This window comes from Joostella sp. (genome assembly GCF_048266025.1).
GTDB lineage: Bacteria > Bacteroidota > Bacteroidia > Flavobacteriales > Flavobacteriaceae > Galbibacter > Galbibacter atrarenae.
On sequence record NZ_JBLXAF010000001.1, the window covers coordinates 457194 to 469780 of the forward strand.

Here is a 12587-nt window from a genome sequence, read left to right on the forward strand (position 1 = left end):
TATAAAATATGTTAGTCGCTTTTTATAGAAAATAATTATACTACCAATTTGGATTCTGTTCAATCTCCGGATTGGTATTAATTTATCCCTGTGGAATAGGAAAATACTCATGCTTAGGCAACACTAAAAATTCTTTCCCTACTTTCTTTTAACAATTCAACATAATCATTTTTGCCAAGGAACTTGTCCTTCAAGTTGAATATTCTTCATCAATAGAATATTTAGCTCTTTAAATTTTTCAAATTCTGTCTCAATTACATTGTTTGACTCTAAAGGATCATTTGCTAAGTTATATAACTCATAAGATTGAAATGGATTATTTTGTAATAACTTCCAATCCCCTTTTCTTATTGCAACAATAGTTTGCCCTCCATAGCTTGTCCCTCCTTCTCTTCTACTAAAATAAAACTCTCGATTTCGATCAACTTTGTATTCTTCATTAATCAATTCCTCAAAAAATCCTACTCCTTCAATTCCCTCAATATCATATGTTACCCCTGCGGCTCTTAGTATAGTAGGGAATAGATCCATTGACATGTGATTTGTTCTTGAGACTCTCCCTGATCGTATCTTACCTTTCCAACTTATACCTGTTGGAACTTTCAATCCTCCTTCATACATACTCTGTTTACCTCCTCTTAAAGGGCCATTGTTAGCTTTACTTGGCAAATGTCCTCCATTATCACTTGTAAAAACTATTATTGTATTAGAAAATAATTCATTAGTCTTTAAAGATTCTATTACTTTACCAATACCATGATCCATGTGTTCAATAAAAGCGACAAGTTTTGCTCTAGCATTATCAATATTCCCTTCACGCTCATATACTCTATTTAACCAACTATCTGGAGGTTGAACTGGAAAATGAGGCGCATTATATGCTAAGTATAAAAAAAATGGTTTCTTTTTGTTTTGTCTTCCTATATAATCAATAGCCCAGTCTGTAAAAAGTTCCGTAGCATGACCTTTTGGGTCGATAACATTATTATTTTCATACATATAGTTAATACCATGTCTACGATGTTTCCAATAATCATCCATCATATCACCTAACCATCCCTTAAAATAGTCAAAACCCCTTTCGTTAGGCAAATTAGGACTCTCTAGCCCTAAATGCCATTTCCCCACTATAGCAGTATTATACCCCTCATCTTTTAATCTTTGAGATAATAATGTTGCTTTCGGAGATAAGTAACCCCAATTATCATCTTCACTTGTCCTAATAACACCAGGTACACCTACATTCCCTTGGTACCTCCCTGTCAATAAAGCTGCTCGAGTAGGAGAACAAACTGAACTATTTGCATAAAAGTTGTCAAACCTAATTCCATTATATATAATACTATCTATATTAGGCGTTCTAAGATCCTTTGTTCCATAATAAGAAACATCATGATATCCTTGATCATCCGTGCAAATAAGCAAAATATTAGGCCTTGCTTGTGAATAAAGCACATTCATACCACTCAGTACAAATAGGAAAGAAAATAATTTAAATAGTATCATTTTATCTCCCTTCCCTATCCTTAAGTTGATCATCTCCAATAATTAAATTAGATTGATGCTCTTTGACAACATTTTTAATAATATTTATAATCTCCATATTCTGGGAGGCAATATTATACTTTTCTGATGGATCATGACTCAGATTATACAATAACGGTGGATTGTGCATTTCCCTCTCTCCAAACTGCCCATATTCTCCTTCTGTTATAAAGTGAGCTTTATAATCTCCATGTCTTACAGCATATAATTCGGTACCGCGATAATAAAAAACATCTTCCCGCTCTGAGGGAAATCTATTAAAAAGCGTTTTTGATAGGTCTACACCATCCATAACCCTATCTTGAGGAATTGGTATACCTGCGATGCTACTGAATGTATTAAAAAGGTCCATTGTAGTTCCAATAGATTGAATAACACCAGGTTTAATATTGCTTGGTCCCCAAAACACACAAGGCTCTCTCATTCCTCCTTCCCAAGTCATTCCCTTCCCTCCTTTAAGCAATCCTGCACTTCCTCCATTTTCATCAAAAACTAACCATGGTCCATTATCTGAAGTAAAAACAACAATGGTGTTTTCATCAAGTCCTTCTTCTTTTAATGTTTTTATAATCTCACCTATTCCATTATCTATTTCTTCAACAACATCACCATATAAACCCCTACTACTTGTTCCTAAAAACTCTTCTGATGCAAATAAGGGAATGTGCGGCAAATTATGTGCTAAGTATATAAAAAAAGGATTGTCTTTATTTTTCTTTATAAATGAAATTGCTTCCTCTGAGTAACGTTTTGTAATGGTATGCTGATTCGCTGGACGTTCAATAATCTCTTCATTTCTCATTAGAGGAACATTAAAATTCTCTATTTCTGAATTTTTAGAACCTGCCAAAACAGCTCTCTGCTCTTCTTTTGAAGTAAACGTTCCTTCAAAATTCATATCATTAGAATATGGAATTCCAAAATAATAGTCAAAACCATTATTTGTTGGTAAATACTGTTTTTTATGACCTAAGTGCCACTTCCCAATGCAAGCTGTTGCATAGTCAGCATTTTTAAGTTGCTCTGCCAATGTTATTTCAGAAGCAGGTAATCCGTTTTTAGAATCTGGAAATAAAACACGTTCAGGTCTGCTTGTCATTCCACTACGTATTGGCAATCTTCCTGTAAGTAATGCTGCTCTACTGGGTGTACATACACTAGAACCAACATAAAAATTTGTCCACTTTTGACCTTCCAAAGCCATTTGATCTAAATTTGGAGTCTGTATTGTTGGGTGTCCATATATTCCTAAATCACCATAACCTAAATCATCGGCAAAAATAATGATGAAATTTGTTTTAGTGTTTACAGATGATTGTGCAGCAAGCTGCCCATATACAAATAATGATAATACAAAAAATTTGAAAATATATCTTGTCATTCTAAATGTCTTAAAAATATTAGTATCCTTCATTTTGCGTGATTTGTGGGTTTGAGTCTATTTCTATTTGTGGAATTGCAAAAATCTTATGAAAATCTTGCGCACTCTTTCCTCGTTTTTGTGCTTCTGATATAAACACTCCATGGCGTATCTGATCCTCTCTTCTTTTCCCTTCAAAGAAAAATTCCTTTTGTCTTTCGATTAAAATAAATTCCCTTAAACTCTCTTTACTGAAATTTCCTAACTCAATAGAACTTACTTTTGATCTATTTCTGATTTGATTTAATAAATCTATTGATTCTTGATTTGGTCCATTAACTTCATTTAATGCCTCTGCTCTTGACAATAAAATGTCAGCATATCTTACAACAGGAATGTCATTACTTGCAGCTGCTCCAGCTGAGTTGGGATCAAATTCATACTTTAGTGGTAAAGATTGATCATTTCCTAGTAATGAAATAAAGCTACCACTTACATTAGTATATTCGGTAACTATAAGTTCTCTTCTCTCATCACTTTGATCAAAAGACTCAACAAAATCATCAAACATATATGTCTTCGCTGCAAATACATTATTATTAGAGTAAGGTAAAGGATAATCTGTAGGAAATATTAACGCATTAATATTCTGACTCGCAGCAGGCGCTACTTTGGGCATTGCCCATAAAATTTCACTATTCCCTTCATTACTTAAACTAAATACATCTCTATAATTAGCTTCTAATTTATATGTCCCTAATTTCATTATATCATCAGTTATATCTAAAACATCATTCCATCTTTTAGTATTTAGATAAAACTTAGTCAAAATAGCTAAAGCAGCTCCTTTTGTTGCTTTTCCATAAGCATCAGATTTTATTGGTAATTTTTCAGATGCAGCAATTAATTCGCTTTCAATAAACTCTTTAAGTTCTTTCTCTGAAGCTCTTGGAATCAAAACAGGATCTGAGGATGATTTATACAAAGGAACTGTTCCAAACAAATTATATAATTCAGAGTAACTCCACCCCCTTATGAAATTTGCCTGTGCTGTGATGGACTCTTTGAAGCTTAAAGTGAATATGTCGTTATTAATATTATCCAAAACAATATTAGCATCTCTGTTAGCCTGATATAAATCGGTCCATATCCCTAAAACATATCTATGATTACTATCCCAAGAAAAATCTGTCAATGCAGTAAACCAAACCTCTATACTTCCTCCTCTATTCCAAACCTCACCGGATGTCATGCCAGATAGATAGTGATACGCTACATAACCATCGAAACTCTCAAGGTTAGCATTAGAATATGCTGCATTTAAAGAAGATTGTATTCCACTTTCGCTTGTTAAAACTGTATCCGGGGTTAGTTCAGAATATACAGTTTCATCAAGTGTGTCTTCACAGGCTAAAATGAAAAAGAATCCCATTAAAGCAATAATTTTATATATATTATTTTTCATATTTATTAATTTAAAATCCAACATTTATTCCAAACAAGAAGGTTCTTGATATTGGATAGCTACTATAATCTACTTTTACATTGCTACCTCCTAACGAATTGGCTTCAGGATCAAATCCAGAATAATCAGTTATAGTTGCTAAATTCTGACCAGTTACATATACTCTAAGAGATTTAAAAACATCTATACTATCCATTGAAAAACTATATGCTATTTGCACACTTTTTAATCTAAAATAAGAGGCGTTCTGTAGTACCAAACTATTTACCTTACCTCCCCCGTATGCGAATGGATCAACTCCAGACGGCCATTTTGTATCTGTATTTTCTGGAGTCCATCTATCTATAACTTGCTCTGTTATTCTATTCCTTCTAAAATTTGCGGGATACATACTTTCAATAACATTTATATTTAATAAATCTGCTTTTTCTTGACCCAGCATAAAAACATCTAACTGCCAATTCTTAAATGAAAATGAATTTTGAATCCCATATGTAAAATCAGGAAAAGGATCTCCTATAATTGTCTGATCTGCTGGAGAAATAACATCATCACCATTAATATCTACAAATTTTGGATACCCTGGTTGAGCATTTGGTTGTGCAGAGCTAGCTATGTCGTCTCCTTGTTGAAATAATCCATCAACTTCATATCCGTAATAAGATGCAAGTGGCGATCCTACCTTTATAATTGATGTATTCCCTACATCTTGAATATTACCAGTAACTATTTCTTCTAATCCACCTAAATCTTTCACTTCATTTTTTATTGCTGAAAAGTTTAAAGATGTACTCCATTTAAAATTATCCGACAAGATGTTTGTTGTATTTAAAAGAACTTCTACTCCTTTATTTTCCATCTCTCCAATATTTGTTAAAATGGATTCATATCCAGAGGCTACTGGCAAAGGAAGATTGAAAAGCATATCTTTTGTAGTCTTTATAAAATAATCTAAGGTAGCGGATACCCTATTATTAAACATCCCAACATCTAGCCCTACATTAAATTGAGAAGTAGTTTCCCATTTCAAATCAGGATTTGCAATTCTAGATGGAATTACGCTACTAACAACTGTATTATTATACACTGCATTTGGCCCTGTTGTGAAAGTTGACTGAGAAGCATAGTTTCCAATTTCTTGATTTCCTGTTTCTCCCCAACTTGCTCTTAGTTTTAAGTTATTAAAAACTTCAGGAATAAACTCTTCTTCTGCTAATTTCCAACCTAGAGCAAATGAAGGAAAATATCCATATTTATTATTTTTTCCAAATCTAGATGAGCCATCCGCCCTAAGAGAAGCAGTGATTAAAAATTTATTATATAGACTATAATTCACACGCCCTAGATAGGATAATAGACTGTTATTATTTTTATAACTTGTTAATTCATCATTCCCTGTATCTCCTAAGCCTAAATTATCAGTTCCTATAACATCAGAAGGAAAAGAACTAATAGTCCCTGAAAACATCCTTGAGGTAAAATTTTGATATGTAACACCTCCAAGAGCATTAATTATATGATTCTCATTAAACTCCTTACTATAACTCATCGTAAACTCTATAAGTTCATTAGAACGTTCCAATGTTGATATATTAGCAATCCCATCTAATGATTCTCCTCTAAGGGTTTGAGTCGAATTATACAAATCTCTTCGGGATGTCTGCCTATCTGAACCTACATTTATCTTAGCACTTAAATCACCTGTTAATTGAAAATTTAAATATATGTTACCAAAGGTTCTGTTTGTCTCATTCAAGCTACTAACACCATCTATTATACTGAGAGGATTATTAATCGTTAAGTTAGATGATTGATTGTAGTTACCCTCAGAATCATATATTGGTTCAGTTGGATCATAAAGCAATGCACTATAAATCGGACCTCCTTCCTCATTATTATTAATACCATCCAAACTACTATTATCTTTAACTAAACTTGTATTAAAATTAACACCCATTTTGATATACTCTCCGAAGTTTCTCTCTAAATTGAATCGAGCTATATATTTTTCTATACCTGTGTTTTTGACTACTCCATCTTGATCGTAGTAATTTAATGAAGTGAAAAATGTAGTTTTTTCATCTCCTCCAGATGCTGATATGTCGTGATTCATCACAAAAGCAGTTCGATATATCTCATCTTGCCAATCAGTCCCTTTTCCTATCTTCTGAATATCTTCATCAGTAAAAATAATTCCATCTCCTGACGCAACTGAAATATCATTCATACCATTAATGTAATCTGTAGTATTCAATACATCTATTTTCTTGGCTATGTCTTGAAAACCTGTATATTGACTGTAATTAACATTAACACGTCCTTCTCTTCCTTTTTTTGTTGTAATTAAGATTACTCCATTTGCTCCTCTAGAACCATAAATAGCAGTAGATGATGCATCTTTCAAAATCTCAATAGATTCAATGTCATTAGGATTAATAGAGTTCAATGGATTTCTGGGGCTTTCATTTGAACCAAGTTGAACATCTCCTGATGAACCTGATAACGGTGGACTATTATCAATCGGAAAACCATCAATAACATACAACGGCTCATTACCCGCATTAATGGAACTTGCACCCCTTACTCTTATTGATAATCCTCCTCCAGGCTCTGCGCTACTCTGTGTAATCTGAACACCTGCCGCACGCCCTTGCATCATTTGATCTACTGATGCATTAGCACCTGGATTTAAGTCTTTTGCTTTTAAAGAAGATACGGCTCCTGTTAAGTCAGTCTTTTTTTGCGTTCCGTAACCAATTACCACGACCTCATCTAGAGCGGCTGCACTTTCCTCTATGGTGATTGTTATACTATTTTGTCCATTTAACGGAACCTCTTTTGTAGTAAATCCAATATATGAAACTACCAAAGTAGCATCTCCACTAGATACATTTAAAGAAAAGTTACCATCAAAATCTGTTTGTGTTCCATTTGAAGTTCCCTTTTCTAAAACATTCGCTCCTGGTAAAGGCGTTCCATTATTATCGAGTATTTGTCCTAAAACCTCAAACTCTTGTTCAAACTTTACTCCAATGTTATTAGAAATATTATTTTGAGTGGTTGTTTTTTTAAGTAGTATTTTACGATCTAGTATTTCGAATTTCACATTCTGTCCAATAAAAATTTTCTTTAATACATCTTCTATAGATACCTTTTTAAGCTTAATAGATACTTTCTTATTCAAGTCTACTACATCGGAATTAAAAATGAATTTGAACTCTGTTCTAGCTTCAACCTCATGAATAGCTGCTCCTACGCTACTATTCTCTATGTCTAAGGTTATTTTTGTCTTTTGAGAATAAGTATTATTTGCCTGCAAAGTGAAAATCATTGCAAAAAGAAACAAAATAGATAGCTTCATTTTTAAATCAAGGTTGTAAGTCCGAGAGTTTAAAACCCTCAACTTTAATAGTTTTTTCATAATTTTGAATTGTTAGCGTTGATTAATAATTTATTAGTCACGTAATTAAATCGGGGGATGTGGCCGCATTCCCTGATTTTTAATAGTAAAGTGACTAACTTTAAAAAAATGGTTTTTGATTAGTTTTTCTTCATAAAAGCATCGTTAATTAATTACTATTTTATTTTCAATTACTTTATATTCTATACTATATACTTTGCTGAAATAGTTGAACACCTGTTCTATAGATTCATACTCAGTCTCAATTGTTGCATTAAAATGTTCTTCATCTAAAACCTTATTATTATTAATAATTACCACATTATAACTTCGCTCTAAAGCCTTAATTATATTTTTAAAAGGTTCTTTCTTGAAAATTAAATTACCCTGTACCCAAGAAGTATATATAGAAGTATCAACTTTATCTTTAACAATTGCTTTATCTGTTCTATCAAAAGATCCTCTTTCTCCAGGCTGCAATTTAAATTCATCCTTTTTACTTGTACTATTATTTTGAGCAAGGCTTACAGATCCACTAACTAATACCACTTCAGTTGTTTTATTCTCAGTATAGTTTTTAACATTAAATTCTGTACCGTAGACCTTAATATCAACTCCATTGGCTTGCACATAAAATGGTTTTTGGTGATTATGACTAACTACAAAAAAAGCTTCACCTTCTAAGAAAACACGACGCTCATTAGTATTATTAAACTTGGTAGGAAACTTTATCGAGCTCCCTGAATTTAACTTTACACGAGTACCATCTGCTAATATTAAGTCATATTTTTTTCCGTATGGAATAGTTAATTTATTGTAAACTAACGTTTCGTCATATTCAACCTTATTGCTATACGAGAGTTTATTACCATCACTATTTGCAAGCGTTTGCCCTTTATTACCTTTAATATCTATTTGAGCTCCATTTTTTATGCTTTTCACCTCACCATTTGCTAACTGGAGTGTGATTTCTCCTTCTCTAGGAGATATTGTTTGTTCTAAATCATCTGAATAAAAATTACTTTTAAACATAAGTCCAGCACCAATTATAAATATTACTACAGCAGCATATTTAAGAAAGGACGTCATGTTCAAAAAGCGCTGCTTTCTTTTTTCCTTTCGTACATCACTTAAAAAATTATTTTTTATTTTCTTTAAATCAGGTTGATTCATTGCTACAGCTATTGCAAAATGTGTTTCCACATATGTTTTAAATACATTAACATTATTACCCTTTTCAATCCATTCATGAAGCATATCCAATTCTATAGAGTTTGCAGAATTGTTAAGGAATTTTGAAATAATATCTTCTATATCCGAAGGAATCATTTTAAGTATTTATTTATTATTACAGCTAAAAAATTAAATACCCTTACTTTTTTCACATAAAAATTATCAAATTCACTTTTATTAACGTAGATTTATTTCTCCAAACTAAATAAACAATGATTTATAATAACTATAGTCTTTTTATAAAAGGATTAAAAAAAGGAGATGAAAAGGCTTATGAATTTTTAATTGATAACTATTACCGAAAAATATATGCATATGCTGTAAGCTTAATTAACGATAAAACTATTGCTGAGGATATTGTACAAAATGTATTATTAAAGACCTGGCAATACCGAAAAAAGCTAGATGCCTCTTTGTCTATTCAAAGTTTTTTATATAAATCTGTTTATAATGAATTTGTTAATACATATCAGAAAAGTAAAGCAACTACTTATTTACATTATAAATATTTAGAAAACTTAGAAGAAATTACAACAAGTGTTGACGATAATAAGATTGAATATTTCTTTAAAATAGTAACGAAGGAAATTGAAAAACTACCTCCAAAATGCAAAAACATTTTCATGTTAAGTAAAGTCGATGGTCTTACAAATATCGAAATCGCAGAATATTTAGATATATCTATAAAAACAGTGGAAGCACAAATAACAAAGGCTTATTGTGTGCTTAGAGGAAAGCTAGGGGATCAATATAAGTCTGTTCTGTTTATATATATTCCAAAAAAATAAACCGCTTATAATTAGATATAAGCGGTTTAAAATATTACAATATGTTTTAAGAATTATATCTCTGTAACTCTCAAAGTATTTACCATTCCTTTTTCTTTAATTGGCATTGCTGCAAGGCTAATCATCATATCTCCTTTATCTAGGAATCCTTTTTCGCAAGCTATCTTATTCACATCTTCAATAGTTTGATCTGTACTTACAAACTTATCATAATAGAAAGCTTTAACCCCCCATAGAAGACTAAGTTGAGTTACAATTCTAGTATTCGATGTAAATACTAAAATATGCGCTTTTGGTCTCCAAGCAGAAATTTGAAAAGCTGTATATCCACTATTTGTTAATGTAGAAATAACTTTTGCATTAATTTCATTTGCCATAGTTGCTGCATGGAAACAAACAGATTTTGTAATATATCTTTTTGTTTTGATATGTGGTGGCTCTTGAGGCACCTTAATTAATGGAGAATGCTCTACACTATCAATAATACTTGACATTTTCTCAATTACTTGAACAGGATACGCTCCTACAGAAGTCTCTCCAGAAAGCATTACAGCATCTGCTCCATCCATTACTGAATTGGCAACATCATTAACCTCTGCTCTAGTTGGAGTCAAGCTAGAAATCATTGTCTCCATCATTTGGGTAGCAATAATTACTGGAATTCTCGCTTTCTTAGCTCTAAGCACTAATTGTTTCTGTACTAATGGAACTTCTTGAGCAGGAATTTCTACACCAAGGTCACCACGTGCAACCATTAATCCGTCACAATAAGCAACAATTTTATCTATATTTTCTACAGCTTCAGGTTTTTCAATCTTAGCTATAATCGGAATTTTTTGATCTGTATGTTCAGCAATCAACTTCTTAAGATCCATCAAATCTTCGCTATTACGAACAAAAGATAAAGCCAGCCAATCTACATCTTGCTTTACTGCAAAAATAGCGTCCTCAATATCCTTTTTTGTAAGTGCTGGTAAAGAGATATCTGTATTAGGAAGATTAACTCCTTTTTTAGATCTCAATGGCCCTCCTTGAATAACTTTTGCTGTTACCTCTGCTTTTTTATCAGTAGCTATAACTTCAAACATTAATTTCCCGTCATCAAGTAAAATACGTTCTCCTGGTTTTACATCTCTAGGAAATTCTTTATAATTCATATAAACACGCTTCGCATCTCCTTCAAAAGCTTTTCCTGTAACGAAAGTCAATTCATCTCCAGGAGATACAATTACGTCTTCTTTCATCACCCCAACACGAAGTTTAGGTCCTTGAAGATCAGCAAGAATAGCGGTGTTATAATTAAATTCTTTATTTAAAGAGCGAATCATATCGATACGTTCTTTTACATCGTCATAGTTGGCATGTGAAAAGTTAATTCTGAAAACATTAACCCCTGCTTCAATCATGTCTTTTAAGACCTCCTTGGTACTTGTGGCGGGACCAAGCGTTGCTACAATTTTTGTCTTTTTTCTATTAGGCATTCGTTAGAAAAATTAAGTTATTTTTAGATTTTAGTTGTTGTGCTTCTACTTTATAAGCGGTAATAATTCCTGGTATTTTTTTGAGCTTCACCAATACCTTTATTTCATCCCTATAGGGTCCATCTTCATCAATCTTAAGGAAATAATCCGCTTTACTATATTCTGGAATGAAAAAGAAACGCTTCACTGATTTTTTTTCAGCAAAAAGACTTACTTCAGTCCCAATTTGTTCTATATTAATTCTATTTTTTATTAAACTCCAAGACACTTCATTTACATCATCATACGATTTAAATACAGAAGTATTTACTCGTTCTGCTATGTTCACATCAGTTTTAAGTCTGCGTAAATTTATTTTAAATTCAGAATTTAAAAAATAAGCAAGCCTATAATCGTCTAAGGAACCGTGGATAGCGATTAAAGTATATGAGTGTTCATAAAAATCATCTAAAAGTTTATAGATAGCCATAAATGAGTTTACACGGAATTGTAAATATATAATTATAACTCTGACTTAGCAACTTTTAAGTACTTGATTGCATTGATTTTAAAACGAAAACGTTATAGTACTGCTTATGAAGTTTCCTCAATTTTATGCTGTAAAGCATAATAAGCTCTTTTTGATGCACTTTCTTCCGCTTTTTTCTTAGAAGTTGCTCTAGCTTTAGAAATTATTTTTTTGTCGATATAGAGTTTTACAGCAAAATGTTTTAAGTCATCATTTCCATTATCTTCATATGTATCAAAAAGAAATACTTTCTTTTCTTTCTGACACCACTCAATAATTAAACTCTTATAACTTATTATTTTACCCTCTAAATTTTCGATATCAACATAGGGTTTTACAACACATTTTTTTATAAAACGTTCGCAATAATGATACCCTCTATCTAGGAAAATAGCACCTACCAATGCTTCAAAAACATTCCCATGGATATTATCCCCGAAGTGTTCGTTTGGAATCTTACTTTTTACGAATTTAATAAGGTTTAAATCCTTTCCTAATTCGTTAAGATGCTCTCTGCTGACAATTTTAGAACGCATTTTGGTAAGATATCCCTCATCTCCTTCTGGAACCTCATTGTATAGATAATGAGATATGATAGAACCGAGCATAGTATCCCCTAGAAACTCTAAACGTTCGTAATTAAGAGGCAATCCCTTATCGTCTTTTAAATTAATAGAACGATGTGTAAAAGCTTTTTTATAAAGCGCTATATTTTTGGGTTTGAAACCTAATATCCGATGAATTTCTAAAAAAAAATCCCCGTCATCTTGTGATCGGGAATTTAATATTTTTCGAATGATTTTCATT

General features: G+C 32.0%; 9 protein-coding genes. 1 reads left to right on the forward strand and 8 read right to left on the reverse strand.

Going from position 1 to position 12587, the window contains the following annotated elements:
* Positions 1 to 165: 165 nt before the first annotated feature.
* From ACN0TY_RS01915 to ACN0TY_RS01935, 5 genes are all read right to left on the reverse strand, one after another.
* On the reverse strand, positions 166 to 1539 hold the full coding sequence (locus ACN0TY_RS01915; RefSeq protein ID WP_417443147.1) for a sulfatase: 1374 nt from the start codon (positions 1537 to 1539) through the stop codon (positions 166 to 168).
* A complete protein-coding gene (locus ACN0TY_RS01920; protein WP_417443148.1) occupies positions 1508 to 2959 on the reverse strand; it encodes a sulfatase in 1452 nt (483 codons plus the stop codon). Before ACN0TY_RS01920 ends, ACN0TY_RS01915 begins: the two co-directional genes overlap by 32 nt.
* The gene (locus ACN0TY_RS01925; RefSeq protein WP_417443149.1) at positions 2946 to 4370 is read right to left on the reverse strand and encodes a RagB/SusD family nutrient uptake outer membrane protein; all 1425 of its coding nucleotides are present in this window, start codon (positions 4368 to 4370) and stop codon (positions 2946 to 2948) included. The genes ACN0TY_RS01920 and ACN0TY_RS01925 overlap by 14 nt, the downstream gene beginning before the upstream one ends.
* 10 nt (positions 4371 to 4380) lie before the next feature.
* Positions 4381 to 7791 carry a TonB-dependent receptor gene (locus ACN0TY_RS01930; RefSeq protein WP_417443150.1) on the reverse strand — a complete coding sequence of 1137 codons (3411 nt, stop codon included), beginning with the start codon at positions 7789 to 7791 and terminating at the stop codon, positions 4381 to 4383.
* Positions 7792 to 7935: 144 nt separating this feature from the next.
* Positions 7936 to 9099, reverse strand: coding sequence for a FecR family protein (locus ACN0TY_RS01935; RefSeq protein ID WP_417443151.1), 1164 nt, complete (start codon positions 9097 to 9099; stop codon positions 7936 to 7938).
* Positions 9100 to 9215: 116 nt separating this feature from the next.
* Here ACN0TY_RS01935 and ACN0TY_RS01940 point away from each other — a divergent pair, with 116 nt between their 5' ends.
* Positions 9216 to 9791: an RNA polymerase sigma factor gene (locus ACN0TY_RS01940; RefSeq protein WP_417443152.1), complete on the forward strand. Its 576-nt coding sequence runs from the start codon at positions 9216 to 9218 to the stop codon at positions 9789 to 9791.
* Between the two features lie 53 nt (positions 9792 to 9844).
* Here the strand turns inward: ACN0TY_RS01940 and pyk are convergent, their stop codons facing one another.
* The 3 genes from pyk to rnc form a co-directional block, all read right to left on the reverse strand.
* On the reverse strand, positions 9845 to 11272 hold the full coding sequence (pyk, locus tag ACN0TY_RS01945) for a pyruvate kinase (protein WP_236957381.1): 1428 nt from the start codon (positions 11270 to 11272) through the stop codon (positions 9845 to 9847).
* Positions 11265 to 11741, reverse strand: a complete 477-nt coding sequence (locus ACN0TY_RS01950; protein ID WP_236957382.1) for an IPExxxVDY family protein — start codon at positions 11739 to 11741, stop codon at positions 11265 to 11267. Before ACN0TY_RS01950 ends, pyk begins: the two co-directional genes overlap by 8 nt.
* 104 nt (positions 11742 to 11845) lie before the next feature.
* Positions 11846 to 12586, reverse strand: a complete 741-nt coding sequence (gene rnc, locus ACN0TY_RS01955) for a ribonuclease III (RefSeq protein ID WP_236957383.1) — start codon at positions 12584 to 12586, stop codon at positions 11846 to 11848.
* Between the last annotated feature and the right edge of the window lies 1 nt (position 12587).